This window comes from Blautia hominis (genome assembly GCA_002270465.1).
Lineage (GTDB): Bacteria > Bacillota > Clostridia > Lachnospirales > Lachnospiraceae > Blautia > Blautia hominis.
In genome coordinates this window covers 266,047-284,470 of record NQOF01000002.1, presented here as the reverse complement: position 1 = coordinate 284,470, position 18,424 = coordinate 266,047, and the positions used below count along the sequence as shown (strand labels likewise).

The window sequence follows — 18,424 nt, the reverse complement described above, 5'->3', positions numbered from 1 at the left end:
GAACGACAAGTGAAAGTATATCACCAAATTTTGTATTCGTCAATACCTTTTCCTAAAAAAATCTGAATTTTTTTCTAATTTTTTCCTCTCCCTCAAAAATACGTGCTTTTAAGACATCTTCATCCTCCGCGCACTCCTGAAAACATCTCCATTCATCCAGCAGTCCCTGTCCATGGGGGACCAGATAAGCTCCCGCATCACTGCCCAAAGCCATGTGAACTCCGAGCTCTAATGCCCTCCTGATGTTTTTCTTTCCCAACTCGTAAATCTCATGCAGCAGTTCATCCGAAAATCTGCCGCACCCAAACATATTTGCCACCACAGTAATCGTAGGTACCCAGACAATATCCGACTCGGCCATCATCAAAAGTGTCTCCTCTGAGACATAATTCCCATGCTCAACGCTGTCCGCACCTGCCCTTACCAAATCAGCCACAGGACCGGCACCGTTCGTATGGCACATGACTGCAAACCCCTCTTCATGGGCAATATGCACCATCTCCTTTACTTCCGCATACGGCAGCGCTTCCCCTGTGATTCCACCGTCTGTATCAAAATCCATGATGCCCGTTGTCATGATCTTAATAAAATCCCCTTTATGGGCCTTAACTTCTCTTATAAGCTCTGCATACTCTTTCATATTCTCGTACGCCTTACCCACGATCCCGCCGTAACAGCCTTTTCTGTGAATTGCAAAAATCGGCGTCCGGTAATCAATCCCATACTCCCCGGCAATCTCCCTGGCCCTCTCTGAGACTCCCAGGTCATCTCCTCCGTCCCTTACAAATGTGATCCCTTTCTCCCGGTACATTTTAAAATGACGCCGGATCACACGATCATCCACGCCGTGCAGATGCCTCTGCACAGCTTCTCTATAGTTCACCCCGTCCATGAAGATATGCGCATGACATTCTCCGAACATGTCCTCCCTGCTCCTCCCTCCATCATAACATCCATTCCCGGCATCTTCCCGCATTATAATAGTCCCTTCTTTCCCTTCATCTTTCTCCACGTCTGCGCATCCCCTATTACATCAGCCCTCCACACGAAGTACCAAATCTACACATCTCCTCTCCCCCGCTCCAATCCTGCGAAGCGTACCATTCTCCTCTTCCCATTTCTGGCCGTCCACATGGCAGTTACAAGGTTCCAGCCCCACAACGAAGTCTCCTGATGCCATGGACTTCCACTGGGTAAAATTCGGCAGTTCCTTCTCCGGAAATTCCACGCAGATTCCCATTCCCAATTTGGGATTCTTCACCTTTACACATGCCCTGCCATTTTCATCAAACCGGATCTTATGGTAAAACACCTGTTCCGGAAGCAGATTCACCGGCGCTCCCACACGGTTCCATGGAAGTTCTGTCTTTTCCGTCTCCCCTTTCAGCACGGTTTCCAATGCGGGTACTTCAATCACACTCCCCTCATCCAGCAGAGGATACCCCACATTGCAATGGTACAGAAGCATAAACGGCTCATCCCCGAATCCTTCATTCACATATTCATCATGTATCTTGATCTCACTGCTTCCAAGCTCCGCTGAAATCGTCCTTCTCAGTACAATATTCTCCCCAAACAGGGCCGCCTGGCGCATTTCCCCGGAGATCACGATGCGGTATACATCCCCATCCCAAAAAGCGTCCGCACACACATGCTCTGCCGGTGTTGAGCGCAGATAGCCGTGCATGGGAAGCGGTGCATCCGGCGTCAGGTCCGGTTTTCCCACATTGCTGGTACCGCAGGTAAAAAACATGCCGCCCATTATACTCTTCTGTGCCTCAAACCCGCTGCTGTCAAACCTCTGGCGGTTCATGAGACCCGGTTTACTGAGAAAATTCAGGTTAACCCCTTTATACGTCATCTCCACAATATCCAGACATTTGTCAATCGCCACAGTAAAGGCCAGTTCCCCGGTCTTCACCTCATAAGCCCTGAGGCCTGCTGCTGCCCCTTCCTCAAAAGTCACCTTTCTCACATAGGCTATCTGCTGTATACTGCCCGTTTTCTTCATGATCTCTCTTTTCATCCTGCATTTTCCTTCACTTTCTCTAACTTTCATGATATCAGTACGCCGCAGCGCTGTATTCCTCTCACCGTTACGGTCTTCTTATATTACAGCAAAAATCCCCGTCACCCGGGGACTTCTGCCTGTTTTTCAATCTGTTATACCATCTTCTTTTGCCCATCCGTAAGAACACTTCACGGCTCTCTCCCAGCCCTTCATTTTCTTATTCCGCTCTTCCATGGAGATAACCGGATGAAAGGTCCTCTCAATCTCCCAGTTTTTCACGATCTCATTTTTATCCTTCCAGTACCCAACCGCCAGTCCTGCCAGATATGCCGCGCCCATGGCAGTGGTTTCCACACACTGAGGCCTCTTTACCGGAACCTGCACCATATCGGCCTGGGTCTGCATAAGGAAATTGTTGGCGCTGGCCCCGCCGTCCACCTTCAAAGAAGCAAGGGGAATGCCGGAATCCGCTTCCATGGCCCGCACCACATCATGCACCTGATAAGCCAGAGACTCCAGCGTTGCACGGATAATATGATATTTGTTCACTCCCCTGGTAAGACCCACAATGATACCTCTCGCATACTGGTCCCAGTAGGGCGCTCCCAAACCTGTAAATGCAGGTACTACATAACAGCCATGGGTATCCTTCACCTTTTTTGCCATGTATTCGGAATCCTCCGCACTGTCAATAATACGGAGTTCATCCCGAAGCCACTGGATAGCTGCTCCGGCTACGAACACAGAGCCTTCCAGCGCATAATTCACTTTGCCGTCCAGCCCCCATGCAATGGTGGTCACCAAGCCATTTTTTGAAAATACCGGCTTCTCCCCTGTATTCATAAGGAGAAAACATCCTGTCCCGTATGTATTCTTTGCCTCTCCCTCCGAAAAACAGGTCTGTCCGAACAGTGCGGACTGCTGGTCCCCGGCCGCGCCGGCAATGGGAATCTCTCCGCCGAAAAAGCTGGCATCCGCCATGCCGTAGACACAGCTTGAAGGCTTCACCTCAGGCAGCATACACCTGGGAATCCCCAGCTCTTTCAGGATCTCCTCATCCCACTCCAGCTTGTTGATATTATAGAGGAGGGTCCTGGAGGCATTGGAGTAGTCCGTTACATGTACCGCGCCCTTTGTCATCTTCCAGATCAGCCAGGTCTCCACCGTACCAAAAAGCAGTTCCCCTTTTTCTGCCCTCTCTCTTGCTCCCTCCACATGGTCCAGGATCCATTTTACCTTGGTGCCGGAAAAGTAAGCGTCAATGATCAGTCCTGTCTTGGCTCTGAACACCTCTGTAAGCCCCTTATCCTTCAGGGAGTCGCAATACTCGGAAGTACGCCTGCACTGCCACACAATGGCATGATAAACCGGCTCACCTGTATGTTTATCCCAGACAATGGCTGTCTCTCTCTGGTTTGTGATGCCAATGCCTGCAATGTCCTTAGCCTCCACGCCAACCTTCTGCATAGCCTCCACAGCCACGCCTAGCTGGGTGGACCAGATCTCATTGGCATCGTGCTCCACCCAGCCCGGTTTCGGAAAATACTGGGTGAATTCCTTCTGGGCCACACTGACCATCTCGCCCTTCTCATTAAAAAGAATACAGCGGTTGCTTGTGGTTCCTGCATCCAGTGCCATCATATATTTTGCCATATGTAAAAATCCTCCATTTTTCTCTCACCGGCACTTCCCCGGGTGCCGGCAGTCTGTATATCAGGGGTTATCACGAACAAAAGCTGTCCAGCCAGAAAGAATCCCTCTCTCTGGCCTGACAGCTCTTTGTCTCAATTCTCCTCGAGCTTTATTCTGCCTTCGGATATTCTGTACAGAGCAGACGGTACGGTGACTCGTCCTCCTCTATCTCCGGAAATCTTCCGATCGGCTCATAAAAACGGTTATCATTTTCATCGTCATTGCACATGGAAACTTCACCTAAAAGCACAGGGCCTGTGCCTGGCTCCAGCTCAAAATCATGATACATATACGGATAAACCGTTATGCTCTCACCCGGCTGCAGCTTCACCTGAGTACCTGCAGGCACTGTAAATTCCCTGCCGTCACAGTTTACCGTCACGTCTGTGTCCGCAAACTGACCGTCCTCAGTGGAGTTATATACACGGATCAGGACATTGCCCCCTCCTCTGTTTATAATATCCTCCATCTTGTTCCAGTGGAAGTGCATGGGGGCCATCTGTCCCTCTTTTATGTACAGCAGCTTCTCTGCATAGGTCTTTGTATACTTGTCCATCTTCAGGTTGCCGTTTCTCAGGGTTATGAGGGAAAATCCCACCTCGTCAAATCTGCCCAGGCCGTAATCCGTAATATCCCATCCCAGCATATTGTCGCGGATCTCGTCGTACTCGGAACCCTTTTCCTTCCAGTCTTCCGGTGTAAAATGGCAGAATGGCGGAAGCTTAAAACAGCACTTATTGACCATCTCCTCCATCTCTTTCAGCGCTGCATTGATTTCTGAACGTTTCATATATTCTTTGTCCTTTCTGTCTCTTATCTGCTTCCTATTTTAGCGCTTCTAATGGTATTTTTCAACAAGAAAATAATCATTTTTTCCGTACCCTTTACTGCAGATTTATATCACTGCGGAAAGCAAACAGTTTCCACGTCTTGATCTCCAGTGCCTCTGCCACTTTCAGCAGTGTTTCCACAGAAATTTGTGTGGGCATCTTTGGTGCTTCAATATTGCTGATATGCGTTCTGCTTATGCCTACCATCTGCGCAAGCTGTGCCTGTGTGATTCCCTTTAGCTTTCTGTAATAGGCTATGTTAAGCCCCAGTTCCATTAATTGTGCATTTATATCTTCGCTCATGTCATTCACTCCTTTTCTACTATTTTGTAGAAAAATCAAGTGCTTATCCATACCTTATTTATGACTATTTTCATCATTTCTGCACAATTTTACAGTTTGCACACTTTCGACGGCGTTTTACCGTTCAAACCCGCCTGAGAGGACGGAGATTTTTCATCTTAATGAAGAGCGGGACATACTCCAGTATCAGAGCGGAATTCTCCAGGCCGTACCATCTGGCGGAGGAGCCGGCCACACGGCGTATGGCATATTTCAGCGAGACCGCGGCCCGCCCGGCAGGGGTGATATCGCTTTCCGGTATGAGCAGTTTCCGGATCAGGCAAAACTGGAAGCTCCCCACCTCCCCGGACCCGTAGATAGAATATTTCGGCTCCTGGGATGGAAGTTCATTGCTGTCAATAAGCTCCTCCACAATCTGCCGCAGATACACATTAATCCTCTGGTCCACCTTAAATCCCAGGCGGAGCTGAATCTTGAATATATAATCCGTGCCAAAATTCTCCACAGTATATTCCCTGGTATAGGGCTGATCCGTGACCTGGATATTGATGAACCAATAGGCTCTTGCCCGCTTCGGGCGGTCCAAAACGGAATACAGGATATCCCGGTCTAACTCCTCCACACATGTCTCTTTTGTGATATACACAAGATTATCTGTCTGAATGGGGATACCGGTATCCTCCTTCAGCCTTCCCATCTGGCCTACAAAATCCCGCACCTTCAGATACACTGCCTGCGAGTTTTCTATGGCAGTTCCACGGTACCACACCACCATGATTCCAAAGAGGACAGCAGCGATAAACAGCGCCACATAACCGCCCCTTTGGAATTTACTCAGGCTGGACAGGAAAAAGGTCCCCTCCAGTCCTCCGAAAAACACCAGAAACAGCCAGGAAAGCCAATATTTCTTCCTGATCTTATTCAGATAGATAAACAAAAGCAGCGTGGTCATCAGCATGGTAAGCGTTATGGCCAGACCATATGCTGCCTCCATATGGGCACTGGTCCTGAAATAGAGCACCAGCAGAGAACAGGAGATCCACAGTACCAGATTGACCAACGGAATAAAGATCTGCCCCTTGATCATGGATGGATACACGATCTGCATATGCGGCATCAAATCCAGCCTGCTGGCCTCTGAGACAAGGGTAAAAGAACCTGTCACCAGCGCCTGTGAGGCTATGATAGCTGCAATCGTTCCCAGCACCACCCCTGCAGGCCGTATTTCCTCAGGCAGCATCTCGAAAAACGGATTCATATCCGGCATATCCGCCAGGCTTTTGCTGCTGCGGTTGGAGAGCAGCCAGGCCCCCTGCCCCAGATAATTGAGGATCAGGCATATCTTCACGAAAGGCCAGCTTGCGTAAATATTCTGTCTGCCCACATGCCCCATATCTGAATACAGGGCTTCCGCCCCTGTGGTTGCCAAAAACACACTTCCCAGGATCATAAACCCCATGCGGTTATCAGGACTTATCAGGATCCTGATGGCCCACAATGGATTCAATGCCTGTATGATCCCCGGATTTCCCAAAATGTGAAAGCATCCGGCTGCTGCCAGAAAGAGAAACCACAGCGTCATGACCGGACCAAATGCCTTTCCTATGGAACTGGTCCCTGCCTTCTGCACCAGAAATAACCCACTGATGATCACAAGAGTGATGACCACGATCTTATCCTGATCATTACCCAGCACTGCATAGACCCCCGGAATGCTTCTGAGACCTTCAATGGCTGTGGTGACGGTCACTGCAGGTGTCAGGATACCGTCTGCCAGCAAAGCCGCCCCTCCGATCATGGCCGGGAACACAAGCCATTTCCCGCATTTTTTCACCAGGCTGAACAGAGCAAAAATACCGCCCTCATTGTGATTGTCCGCCCGCATGGCAATCAGCACATATTTGACTGTTGTCAGCAGGATAATGGTCCATATGACCAGGGAGAGCGCACCATATATGACATTCTCCCCCGTTTGGGCAATTCCGCCGTTTCCTGCTATGATAGATTTCATCACATACATGGGCGAGGTTCCGATATCCCCGTAAACCACGCCTACAGAGATCAGGACTGCGCCTGCACTGAAGGGTATCTCTGTCTCTCTTAGTGCTTCTTTCATCTCAAAACACCCTTTCCCTCTATTTCTTCTTACTCTGTTTATGCTCTTCCCAGCACACCCAAAGAGGGCCTGCAATACACACGGAAGAGTAACATCCGCTGATCATCCCTGCCAGAAGCGGGAGGGAAAATACCTGAATGGATTCTATGTGGTAAAATACGGAAAACAGAAAAATGATAAATACACAGGCCACAACCGTAAGGGCCGTATTGACAGAACGCCCCAGCGTCTCCGTGATGCTCCTGTCTACCAATTTTGCCAGTGTCTCTCCTTTTCCTTTTTTCTTCTGGTTCTCCCTGATCCTGTCATAGAGGACAATGGTATCGTTAATGGAATACCCGATAATGGTAAGCGTCACCGCCACAAAGGCATCATTGACCGGGATCCTGCAGACACCGAATACAAACACCACGATCAGAATATCATGCAGCAGTGCTGCCACAGCGGAAATCCCTGCCGCAAGCCCTGACATGGAGGAAAACCGTATCCTTATATATATGACGATAAACAGGGCAGAAAGTACAATGGCAAGCACGGAATTTTTCAGAGCTTTGGCACCGATATAAGGCTCCACCGCGTAAGTCTCAGACAGCGTATATTCCTGTCCTCCCTCTTCATCCAGTGCCTTTGCCACCTCCTGCTGTTCCTGGGGTGAAAGGCCCTTGTTGCCTGCCAGGGTCACTGCCAGCTTCTGCTGCCCGCTTGCCGGGTCTTCTGTAATCTGGATATTGGCGGGCCGTTTTAACACAGCTTCCACACTCTCCTTGAGTTTTTCCGTATCCGCATCTCCTGTGCATGTATATTTCAGGATCACGCCTCCGGTAAACTGTGTATCCAGCTTCATGCCGTTTGCCGCACTCAGTATGGCACCGGACAGGAGCACACAGGCTGTAAAGAGAAAGATCCATCTCCGCTTTCCGGAAAAATCCAGGATTTTCTTTTCTCTTTTCCTGCGAAACATGGACGGGCGTTTAAAAAACTCATACTGTACCACAGAGGTGAGCATGGTCCTGGACATCCACACACCTGCAAATAGATTGATCACCACACCGGTAAACAGCGTATATCCAAAACTCAGCATAGTTCCCGATCCGAACAGCATGAGGATGACTGCCACGGCTGCTGTAGTGATGTTTCCGTCCAGCACAGAGGAAAAGGCTCTCTGGTATCCTGCCTTGACTGCAGCTTTTACCGATGAACCATGCATCAGTTCCTCGCTGATACGCTCACTTATGATGATATTGGCGTCCACAGCCATACCTGCGGAGAGGATCAGCCCTGCAATACCGGGCAGTGTTATAGTATACTGGGGAATGGAGATTGCCAGTACCTGCAGTGCCATCTGGAACAGCAGTGTAATACAGCTCAGCACCCCTGGCAGCTTATAGTAAAGGCTCATAAACAGGCATACCAGGACCATGGCTGTCACTGCGGCAGCCACCATGGACTTTAACGCCTGGCTTCCCAGAGATGGACTGATGGTATTGTAATTGCTGGTCTTCATGGAAAAAGGAAGGGAACCGGCATTTATTTTGTCGGAGAGCGCCTGGGCCTCCTCCCTGGACGCCATACCGTTGATGACCGCCTCCCCTCCCTCTATCTTCTGCTGGACTACAGGGTTGGAGATCAGCGTGTCATCCATATAGATACCGATATGTTTTCCCAGATTCTCTTCTGTGGCGCCGGCAAATTTCTCTGTGCCGCTCTTATCAAAATGAAGTTCTACCTCATACGCCCTTGTATCTCTGTTCTGCACCACAGAGCTGCTGGCAACGTCCTGTCCCTCCACCAGTACCTTGTGGTCTTCATCCTGAAATGTCAGCTTTGCCGTCTCTCCCAGCTCCGCTATGGCCTCTTCCGGGTTAAAATCTTTTTCATCGGATTTCCAGGGGAACCTGACAAGGATCCTGCCCTCCTGTTTCTCTATGGTTACCTCCCGGTCAAGTATATTTCTGGAATCCAGCCGCTCCTCAATAATATTTCTGGCAGATTCCAGTTCTTTGGCAGTAGGCTTTTTGGTGATTCCCACAGGCTCGAACACAGCCTCCACACCGCCTTTGATATCAATGCCGAACCTCATATGCCGGATTCCCTTAATATCACTTCCACAGCCAAAAAAGGCAATGAAAAGAAAGACAGCAATGGTTCCCAGTGCTATCCAAATATGTGTTTTTTTATTTTTCATGATTTCCCTGCTTTCTGTTTCATGTTTTATAGAATCAGATAAAAGGGGAAAATCTCTTTTTTCCGTCCTTGTATTGGACAATGGAAATTAATTTTATGGGGTGGTCGTTCAGTAAGAAACTGCGCCTGGAAAAGGCATAGAGTGCGGCCTTTGTCTCTCCTGAAAACAGAAAAACAAGGGCACAGGAAAAAAGAACAGCAAAAAAAGGAAGAGGCCCGAGAAAATCATTTCCTTCTTCCTTGCTCTTATTGACACAGAGACGTGAGCGTGTTTCTTCCTTCTGGAAATTCACAAGCTGTTCCGCATGGCCTGCCTGTGTGATAGCGGCCTGACCGGGCAGGTGTGAAAATCCGTTTCCCGCGCCTGCGTTTTCCTGCCTCTGTGAAAAAAGGAAAAAGAGACACAGTACACAAAAAATGAATGCGATACCATAACCAATACGCTGCATCTTTTTCATGATACTCTGTCCTCCCGTCTGTAAAGCCATATATGTTATGTGGAATCTTAGCACAAAGGAATGCTTCTGTCAATCATTCTGTCACATTTTTCTATTTCCTGCATATCCTAAACCAACGAACTGCCATGAGGTTTTACCTATGAATTATGATCCCATAAAAGCCATGCAGACGGACCACCCGGATGAAGGCCGCCTGCGGATTTCTGTGCTCTCCTCCATCAGAAACACGCCCATTGAAAATGCCACCATAGACATTACCTATACGGGAGACCCCTCCTCTGTCATCGAGGAGCTGAAGACAGACGCCAACGGGCAGACACCGGAGATCACACTTCCTGCCCCGCCCCTGGAATACAGCATGGAACCTTCCGAGTATCAGCCTTACGCAGAATATACATTCCGCATCAAAGCCCAGGGATTTGAGCCCCTTGATATCTCCGGTGCGGAAATCCTGCCGGAGGTGACTGCGCTGCAGACTGCAAGGCTCCAGGCCCAGACGCCGCAGAACACCTTCCAGAACATTGTCATTCCTGCCCATACCCTCTTTGGCATATACCCGGAGAAGATACCGGAGGATGAGATCAAACCCATGGATGAATCCGGGGAGATCGTTCTGAGCCGCGTGGTCGTGCCGGAGTTTGTAGTGGTCCATGACGGTGCCCCCACAGACCCCACCGCCGAGAACTTTTATGTGCGTTACCGGGATTACATCAAAAATGTGGCATCCAGTGAGATCTATGCCACATGGCCCATAGAGACCATCCGGGCCAATGTGCTGGCGATCATGTCCTTTACTCTGAACCGTGTCTATACAGAATGGTACCGGAACAAAGGCTATGATTTTACCATCACCTCCTCCACTGCCTTTGACCACAAGTGGATGAACGGCAGAAACATCTTTGACAGCATCTCCCTGGTAGTGGATGAACTGTTCTCCAATTATCTCTCAAGACCCGGGGTCCGGCAGCCCATTCTGACACAGTACTGCGACGGGCAGCGGGTGACCTGTCCGAACTGGATGACACAGTGGGGTTCTAAATACCTGGGCGATCAGGGCTACACCGCCATCGAGATTCTGCGGAACTTCTACGGCGACAACATGTACATCAATACCGCGGAGGAGATTTCCGGCATTCCCATCTCTTGGCCCGGGTATAATCTGGATATCGGTGCTTCGGGGGACAAAGTCGAACAGCTTCAGGAGCAGCTCAATGCCATCCGTCAGGGATACCCGGCACTCCCCGCCGTAACCGTAGACGGCATTTACGGAGAAGGGACACAGCGGGCTGTCAGGGATTTTCAGCGGATCTTCAACCTGCCTGTTACCGGCATCGTGGATTATCCTACCTGGTACAAAATACAGGAAATCTATGTTGGTGTCACAAGAATAGCAGAGCTGGTGTAAAGCTACAGGCTATCTGCCCCAAAATAAAAAAGTCCGGAAAGACCGGGTACACATTATTTTGTACCCCATCCTTCCGGATTTTTTTATTCTTGTTGACAGAAACCAGCGGTGTAGTTTCTGCATTCCGGCATTTTACAGCCTTTTGATATCATTAAACAGGACAAACACCATGAGCAGCATCAGCAGTACAAACCCTGCAAAATGTATCATGCCTTCCACATTCCTGTTCACCTCTTTGCCCCGTATGGCCTCTATGAGTAGGAACACCAAACGTCCTCCGTCCAGCGCCGGTATGGGCAGCAGGTTCATAACGCCTAAGTTGGCTGACAGAAGGATCACCCAGTAGAGCATCTGCATACCCACAATGACAGATCCCTCCGATTTTGCCTCCTGGACGGAATCTCCGATGGCATCCACGATCCCCACGGGACCGGACAGATCGTTCACGGAAAAGGTACCCTTGATGAGAAGCCCCAGGCTCTGCACCGTACTGGAGATCCAGTAGCGGACTTCCACGGCACTGTATCTGAGCACTCCTAAAAATCCTGTCTTTTCTCTGTATAAATTATAGTCAAACCCGCTGCTGACAACGGTACGCATCTGAGGCTCTGCCGTAACTTCCCGTTCCTTGCCGTTGCGATCCACCGTCAGGGTGATCTCCTCGCCGGTCAGCGGATGTTCCTCCATATAAGCCTGAAGCGCTTCTCCGTCAGCTATCTGGGTTCCACCAATGGCTGTGATCACATCTCCGGCCTGAAGCCCGGCTTTCATCATAGGACTGTCAATATAGATTTCCATGATCTGTGCAGGTCCTTCGCTGCTGTAAGTGAATCCCAGCATTTTCTTCTCTATACTGTCAGCAGTAAAGGAAATGTCTATGGTCTCCCCATCCCGCTTAACTTTCATATCAATGTTTTTATCCTGATACCCGTGCAGCGTCTGGTAAAGGCTCAGATCCCTGCCAATGGAAATATGTTTTCCATTGAATTCTGTGATCAGGTCCCCTTCCTGAAGGCCTGCCGCTTCAGCTGCGGACCCCTCCTGCACCGCGGTCACCTTTGCAGGGTCGTATCCCACCACGCTGGTAATGATCATAGCACAGACAAATGCCATAATAAAGTTAAACACAGGACCTGCCGCCACCACGGAAATCCTGGCCCACACAGAGGCATTGTTGAATGACCCTGCGCTGTTGTCATCATCATCTTCTCCCACCATCAGGCAGGAACCGCCGATGGGGAACAGCTTCAGGGAATACCTGGTACCGCCTTTCTCCGTGGATATGATCCTCGGCCCCATGCCCAGAGAGAATTCTGTCACTGCAATACCGTTCCTCTTTGCCAGCAGAAAATGTCCCAGCTCATGAAAAATGACGATCAGGGAAAAGATTATGACTGCGATCAAAATATTAATAATTCCGGAAAAACTCAATCTACCACCTGCCTTCAATCCATCTGTAAGTCTCCTGTTCGATGCCTGTAATCTCATCTACGTCCGGATTCTCAATCACTTTATGTCTTTCCATAGCTTCTTCAATTATTGCATAAATATCCAGGAAACCGATTTTTCTGTTCAAAAACATACCTACTGCCTTCTCATTGGCAGCATTAAATACTGTGGGCATGGAACCGCCCCTTCCGGATGCCTCCATTGCCAGCGGCAGCCCTTTAAAGGTCTCCATATCCGGCTCCTCAAATGTGATGGAGCCAAGTTTTGCAAAATCCAGGCGCTCGCCGGGCAGAAAACGTCTCCTGCCGCCGTACAGGGCATACTGAATGGGAAGCCGCATATCCGGAGTCCCAAGCTGGGCAATGATGCCCCCGTCCACGAATTCCACCATGGAATGGATCACGCTCTGAGGCTGCACCACTACCTGTATCTGCTCCAGATCCATATGGAACAGCCACTTTGCCTCCATGACCTCAAGCCCTTTGTTCACCAAAGTTGCGGAGTCAATGGTGATCTTCTGCCCCATAGCCCAGTTTGGATGCTTCAGCGCATCCTCCACTCTGATATGGGTCAGCTCCTCCCGCTTTTTTCCACGGAACGGCCCGCCCGAGGCCGTTATGAGCAGCTTATGGATCCTGGAGGGCTCCTCCCCGCACAGAGCCTGGAAGATGGCACTGTGCTCACTGTCCACCGGCAGGATCCGCACGCCGTATTCTTTTGCAAGGGGCATGATGATATGCCCTGCAGTTACCAGTGTCTCCTTATTGGCAAGGGCAATGTCCTTTCCTGCACGGATGCCTTCCACGGTGGGCCGGATCCCGATCATGCCCACAATGGCTGTGACAAGGATATCCGATTCCGGCATGGCAGCCAGCATCAGAAGTCCTTCCATTCCACCGGCTACCCTGCAGTCCGTATCCGCAACCCTGGTCTTCAGTTCAGCGGCCTTTTTTTCATCACCCACAGCCGCCAGCCTGGGATGGAAACGCCGGATCTGCTCTTCCAGCATATCAATATTACTGCCTGCGGCGATCCCCACCACCTGCAGGTCTTCATTTCTCTCCACCACATCCAAGGTCTGGGTGCCGATGGAGCCTGTGGAACCTAATATCGCAATTTTTATCATATCCTCAAAACCTCATTTACAGCAGCACATTTGCCAGGAAATAGATGAACGGTGCCGTGAATATCACACTGTCAAAACGGTCCAGAATACCGCCGTGTCCCGGGATCAGTCTGCCGTAATCCTTTATCTCTTTGTTTCTCTTGATCGCAGATGCCGCCAAATCCCCAACCATGGAGATCAGAGCACCCACAGCACAGATCAGGGCGTACATAAGCGCTGTATGGCCGGAAGCAGGATTCCACTTTGCGATCACCACCGCGTAAAGAGCACCCAGCAGGGCTGCTCCCAGGACACCGCCCACGCCGCCTTCCACCGATTTTTTCGGACTCAGCACAGGAGCCATCTTGTGCTTTCCGATCAGCATTCCCACGCAGTAAGCACAGGTGTCGCTGCCCCAGGAACTTAAAAAGATAAGTCCCACAAGCCATGCGCCGCCTTCCAGATTCCTGGTCTTATAGATATAAGAAAGCATGACTGCCACATATAGGACTCCAAACATAGCAGCCATGATCTGGTCCGCATGGTATTTTGGGTATGTAAATACATACACGGACATAATGAGGACCAGCGCAAATAAAACAGCAATGAGGGAGAACTCCTCCTTCTCAAACAGAAGGGTCAGATAGTAGATCACTGCCCCCGCATACCCCACAAGCTCCAGGCTTCCCACTCCGTTTTCCTGCACCTTCATGGCTTTATAAAGTTCCTGCATACCGATCATGGAGATGGCAACAAGTGTGGCAAAGAGCACGATCCCTCCCGGAATAATGGTGGCAAGGGCAATGAGGACCAGCACAATTCCGCTTAACAGCCTTGTCTTGAACATGATCACTCCTCCTTCACGCCGCCGTATCTGCGGTCTCTCTGATTAAATTTCTGTATAGCCTTTTCAAACTCTGCCTTATTAAAATCCGGCCATGCCACATCTGTAAAATAAAACTCCGTGTAAGCAAGCTGCCACATGAGAAAATTGGAGAGGCGTTCCTCCCCGCTGGTGCGGATCAGCAGATCCGGGTCCGGCAGGCCTTTTGTATCCAGATATGCGGATATGGTATCCTCTGTGATCAGATCCGGGTCCAGCACACCCTTTTTTACATCCCTGGCTAAGTCCTGCACCGCTCTCTTTAACTCATCCCTGCTGCCGTAATTCAGCGCGATCTGGAAATGCAGTTCGTCAAACTGGCTGGAATACTCCTCCAGTTCCCGGATCCTTGCCTGCAGGTCTTCATCAAAAACAGATGGTTCCCCGATCACACGGACCCGCATCTTGTTGTCCCTTGCTATTTTCAGGCATTTTTTCATATAATTGCGGAACAGCTTCATCAGACCGTCCACCTCATCTTTGGAACGCTTCCAGTTTTCAGTGGAAAAGGCAAAGACCGTAAGATATTTCACTCCCAGTTCCTTGGCTATGGAACATATTTTTTCCAGATTCTCGCAGCCTTTCACATGCCCGTATGTTCTTGGCATTCCTTTGGCTTTGGCCCAGCGGCCATTGCCATCCAGAATGATCGCCACATGATTTGGAATCACCATGTTTTTCTCCTCCTACGCATAAAAGAGGCACAATACCTTTTTCTTGTATGTGCCCCTCTTGATTCTAATTTATACTGTTAAGATTTCTTTGGATTTTTCTTCCACTGTTTTATCAATGTTCTTGCCGAATTTATCTGTCAGTTTCTGGATATCCTCCTCCAGCTCCTTGATCTCATCCTCAGATACATCCTGTTTTGCCAGTTTTTTAAATGCCTCGTTGGCATCGCGGCGGATATTGCGGACAGCTACCTTAGCAGCCTCCCCTTTTTTCTTCACGTCCTTTACCAGCTCTTTTCTGCGCTCTTCTGTAAGCTCAGGCAGCACCAGACGGATAGACTTGCCGTCATTGTTTGGGTTGATCCCCAGGTCAGAAACCAGGATCGCTTTTTCGATCACTTTGATCAGGGAAGACTCCCACGGCTGGATCTGGATCATTCTGGGTTCCGGTACTGTTACATTAGCCACCTGCTGCAGAGGTGTAGGTGCCCCATAATAGTCTACGGTGATTTTATCCAGAATATGCGGATTTGCACGTCCGGCACGGATCGTTCCCAGTTCTTTTACCAGGGCCTCCATTGTTTTGTTCATCTTATCTTCATATTTTGCGATTCTTTCATCTGTTGCCATTCTCATTTCCTCCCAGATTATACTAATACTTTTGTTCCCGTGAATTTACCGTGCGCGGTATTCACGATACTGTCTTTTTCATTCAGTCCGAACACCAGCATGGGCATTTTGTTTTCCATACAGAGGATGGACGCAGTCATATCCACAACAGCCAGCTTTTTATCTATAACTTCCTGGATGCCCACCTCATCATACTTCCTGGCATCCGGATTGCTCTTGGGATCACTGTCATACACGCCGTCCACAGCCTTTGCCAGAAAGATCATGTCAGCTTCAATCTCCACTGCGCGAAGTACCGTGGCCGTATCTGTTGAAAAATAGGGGTGGCCTGTACCGCCTGCCATAAAGACAACCATGCCGCGGTCGAAGTATTTATTGACACGGTCCTTGGAAAATAACTTTGTAAAGGAACCGCATTCAAACGGGGTCAGGACGCTGGTCTTCATGCCAGCCGTGCGGAAGATCTCAGACACATAGATACAGTTCATAACTGTGGCAAGCATCCCGATCTGGTCTGCTTTGGTCCTGTCAATGTTCTCGCTGGTGCGGCCTCTCCAGAAGTTGCCGCCTCCGATGACAATACCCACCTGGATGCCCTCATCCACCAGAACTTTTACCTGGCGGGCAACCTCCATGACTGTCGCCTCATCAAACCCTGTTTTCTTAGGGCCTGCCAGTGCCTCTCCGCTGAGTTTCAGTAAAATTCTCTTCATCTGTCATTCCTCTTCACTCTTCATTTTCTCTGATGATCTTTATTATCTCATGATACTGCTTTTCAATTATGTCCATATCCTCTTTTGAGGGGAGTTCGCCTCTTCTGCTCTTCTCCACTGCGGGCTGCATCTCATTATAGAGGCTGCTGAGCCCCAGATTGCCGGAAACACCTTTCATGGTATGGGCTGCTTTAAAAAATTCCTCGGCATCCCCCTGGGCGAAAGCATTCTTCATTTCCATGAAAGTTTCATCCTGAGGAAACTTTTTCAAAAACTTCATGCACAGCATTTCATTGTTCATAAAACGCTCCAGTGTGCCATTCACGTCACATCCCGCGTCACGCAGTTTTGTCAACATTATATGTTCCATATACATTCTCCTATTATTATATGCCGAAAATCATCCCTAATCGGTACAGCATCTGCAGCCGTGGCATATCTCTGTCTGTCAGATCTGTTATGGTCCGTCCCCAAATCCGGCAGCACTCCGCCGGACTGTGGCGTGTGAACAATAACTCAGATTTTTATTCTATCCCTAGTATACCTGTAAAATTTACTGATTTCAAGGGAATTTTCTATAAACTCTGAAAGAGGCTCCAATATCCCTGAATAAAGATAAAAAGCACAATGACCGGCAGGATAAATGTAAGATAAACTTTTATTTTCTTTGGAAAAGCTATGCCTTCTCCTGTGTTGGCTTCTTTCAGGAAGTTTTTCCAGCCCCATCCGTATCTGGTCACACAGAACAGAAGATACACCAGGGAACCTAAGGGAAGCAGATTATTGCTGACCAGGAAGTCTTCAAATCCCATGATATCTTTGCCTAAAATAGTGAGATCACTCCAGATCGTCATTCCGAAAATACAGGGCAGGGACAGCAGGAATATGGCAATGCCGTTTATAAGAGCTGCCTTTTTTACACTCCAGTCCCACAGATCCTGTGCAAAGGAAATGATATTCTGGAACACGGCAATAATGGTGGACAGCGCCGCAAAGGACATAAATAAGAAGAACAGGGAACCCCAGAATCTTCCGCCTTTCATGGCATTAAACACATTCGGCAAAGTGACAAACACAAGGCCCGGACCTTCCCCCGGATTTACCTGGAAGGCAGAACACGCCGGAAAAATGATCAGACCGGCAATAAGCGCTACCATGGTATCCAGGATCGTAATGCTGACAGCCTCACCGGTAAGCTTATGGTCTTTGCCAATGTAGCTTCCGAAGATTGCCAGGGCACCGATCCCAAGACTCAGGGTAAAGAAGGCCTGTCCCATGGCCGCGAAGATAACTTCCTGAATCTTATACTCCGTCAGCTTGCCGAAATCAGGCAGCAGATAGAATCTAAGTCCCTCCGACGCGCCCTCCAGTGTGCAGGAACGCACAGCCAGCAGCACCATCAAAGCCAACAGCACCACCATCATGATTTTTGTGATCTTCTCCACACCCTTCTGGAGGCCCATGGAACAAACCGCAAAACCGATGATAACGATCAAGATCATCCAGAAGATCATTTGTGGCATATCTGTAGAAAGACTTCCGAACGCAGCGCTGACCCCCTCGGTGTCAAGTCCGGCGAAGTCGCCTTTCACCATTTTTACAAAATAGGCCAGCATCCAGCCGCCAATGGTTGTGTAGAACATCATCAGCAGATAGTTGCCTGCCATACCGAAATACCGGTAAACATGCCATTTGCTGCCTTTTTTCTCAAGCACATTGAAGGATGTGGCAATACTTTTCTGACTGGCTCTGCCCACGGCAAATTCCATGACCATGATGGGCAGTCCTAAAACGATCAGAAAGAACAAATAGATCAGCACGAACGCCGCACCGCCGTACTTTCCCGTTATATAGGGAAAACGCCATACATTTCCAAGGCCGATGGCACATCCTGCGGATATCAGGATAAAACCCAGCCTGGAAGAAAATTTTTCTCTTTCCATTTCCTCAACCTCTTTATTTTTTTACCGGATT

At 49.3% G+C, this 18,424-nt stretch carries 17 protein-coding genes; 1 reads left to right on the top strand and 16 read right to left on the bottom strand.

Annotated features, from left to right (window positions below):
• Positions 1 to 52 precede the first annotated feature (52 nt).
• The 8 genes from CI595_RS07290 to CI595_RS07255 all read right to left on the bottom strand — a co-directional run bounded on the left by CI595_RS07290 (position 53) and on the right by CI595_RS07255 (position 9,594).
• Positions 53 to 1,012 carry an amidohydrolase family protein gene (locus CI595_RS07290; RefSeq protein ID WP_330397257.1) on the bottom strand — a complete coding sequence of 320 codons (960 nt, stop codon included), beginning with the start codon at positions 1,010 to 1,012 and terminating at the stop codon, positions 53 to 55.
• Positions 1,013 to 1,033: 21 nt separating this feature from the next.
• A complete protein-coding gene (locus CI595_RS07285; protein WP_095172623.1) occupies positions 1,034 to 2,026 on the bottom strand; it encodes an aldose 1-epimerase family protein in 993 nt (330 codons plus the stop codon).
• A 129-nt stretch (positions 2,027 to 2,155) separates the two neighbouring features.
• Positions 2,156 to 3,664, bottom strand: coding sequence for a glycerol kinase GlpK (gene glpK, locus CI595_RS07280; protein WP_095172622.1), 1,509 nt, complete (start codon positions 3,662 to 3,664; stop codon positions 2,156 to 2,158).
• Positions 3,665 to 3,812: 148 nt separating this feature from the next.
• The gene (locus CI595_RS07275; RefSeq protein ID WP_095172621.1) at positions 3,813 to 4,493 is read right to left on the bottom strand and encodes a D-lyxose/D-mannose family sugar isomerase; all 681 of its coding nucleotides are present in this window, start codon (positions 4,491 to 4,493) and stop codon (positions 3,813 to 3,815) included.
• A 94-nt stretch (positions 4,494 to 4,587) separates the two neighbouring features.
• Positions 4,588 to 4,836, bottom strand: a complete 249-nt coding sequence (locus CI595_RS07270) for a helix-turn-helix domain-containing protein (protein WP_065541340.1) — start codon at positions 4,834 to 4,836, stop codon at positions 4,588 to 4,590.
• A 124-nt stretch (positions 4,837 to 4,960) separates the two neighbouring features.
• The gene (locus tag CI595_RS07265; RefSeq protein WP_095172620.1) at positions 4,961 to 6,952 is read right to left on the bottom strand and encodes a KUP/HAK/KT family potassium transporter; all 1,992 of its coding nucleotides are present in this window, start codon (positions 6,950 to 6,952) and stop codon (positions 4,961 to 4,963) included.
• A 19-nt stretch (positions 6,953 to 6,971) separates the two neighbouring features.
• Positions 6,972 to 9,137: a protein translocase subunit SecF gene (gene secF, locus CI595_RS07260; protein WP_095172619.1), complete on the bottom strand. Its 2,166-nt coding sequence runs from the start codon at positions 9,135 to 9,137 to the stop codon at positions 6,972 to 6,974.
• A gap of 34 nt (positions 9,138 to 9,171) precedes the next feature.
• Entirely contained in the window at positions 9,172 to 9,594 is a 423-nt protein-coding gene (locus CI595_RS07255) for a hypothetical protein (protein ID WP_095172618.1), read from the bottom strand.
• 139 nt (positions 9,595 to 9,733) lie between these two features.
• On the opposite strand from CI595_RS07255, the gene CI595_RS07250 reads away from it, so the two are divergent.
• A complete protein-coding gene (locus CI595_RS07250) occupies positions 9,734 to 10,999 on the top strand; it encodes a peptidoglycan-binding domain-containing protein (protein WP_095172617.1) in 1,266 nt (421 codons plus the stop codon).
• Positions 11,000 to 11,131: 132 nt separating this feature from the next.
• Here CI595_RS07250 and rseP read toward each other — a convergent pair whose 3' ends face one another.
• From rseP to CI595_RS07210, 8 genes are all read right to left on the bottom strand, one after another.
• A complete protein-coding gene (gene rseP / locus CI595_RS07245; protein WP_095172616.1) occupies positions 11,132 to 12,430 on the bottom strand; it encodes an RIP metalloprotease RseP in 1,299 nt (432 codons plus the stop codon).
• A 1-nt stretch (position 12,431) separates the two neighbouring features.
• Complete coding sequence (gene dxr / locus CI595_RS07240; protein ID WP_095172615.1) at positions 12,432 to 13,574, bottom strand: 1-deoxy-D-xylulose-5-phosphate reductoisomerase; 1,143 nt, start codon at positions 13,572 to 13,574, stop codon at positions 12,432 to 12,434.
• A 16-nt stretch (positions 13,575 to 13,590) separates the two neighbouring features.
• Positions 13,591 to 14,400 (bottom strand): phosphatidate cytidylyltransferase, encoded by an 810-nt coding sequence (locus tag CI595_RS07235; protein WP_095172614.1) that lies wholly within the window; start codon positions 14,398 to 14,400, stop codon positions 13,591 to 13,593.
• 2 nt (positions 14,401 to 14,402) lie between these two features.
• Positions 14,403 to 15,110 carry an undecaprenyl pyrophosphate synthase gene (locus tag CI595_RS07230; RefSeq protein ID WP_095172613.1) on the bottom strand — a complete coding sequence of 236 codons (708 nt, stop codon included), beginning with the start codon at positions 15,108 to 15,110 and terminating at the stop codon, positions 14,403 to 14,405.
• A 69-nt stretch (positions 15,111 to 15,179) separates the two neighbouring features.
• Complete coding sequence (gene frr / locus CI595_RS07225) at positions 15,180 to 15,737, bottom strand: ribosome recycling factor (RefSeq protein WP_095172612.1); 558 nt, start codon at positions 15,735 to 15,737, stop codon at positions 15,180 to 15,182.
• 17 nt (positions 15,738 to 15,754) lie between these two features.
• The gene (gene pyrH, locus CI595_RS07220; RefSeq protein ID WP_095172611.1) at positions 15,755 to 16,450 is read right to left on the bottom strand and encodes a UMP kinase; all 696 of its coding nucleotides are present in this window, start codon (positions 16,448 to 16,450) and stop codon (positions 15,755 to 15,757) included.
• A gap of 13 nt (positions 16,451 to 16,463) precedes the next feature.
• On the bottom strand, positions 16,464 to 16,820 hold the full coding sequence (locus CI595_RS07215; RefSeq protein WP_095172610.1) for an Hpt domain-containing protein: 357 nt from the start codon (positions 16,818 to 16,820) through the stop codon (positions 16,464 to 16,466).
• 205 nt (positions 16,821 to 17,025) lie between these two features.
• On the bottom strand, positions 17,026 to 18,393 hold the full coding sequence (locus CI595_RS07210) for a sodium-dependent transporter (protein ID WP_095172609.1): 1,368 nt from the start codon (positions 18,391 to 18,393) through the stop codon (positions 17,026 to 17,028).
• Positions 18,394 to 18,424: the final 31 nt, after the last annotated feature.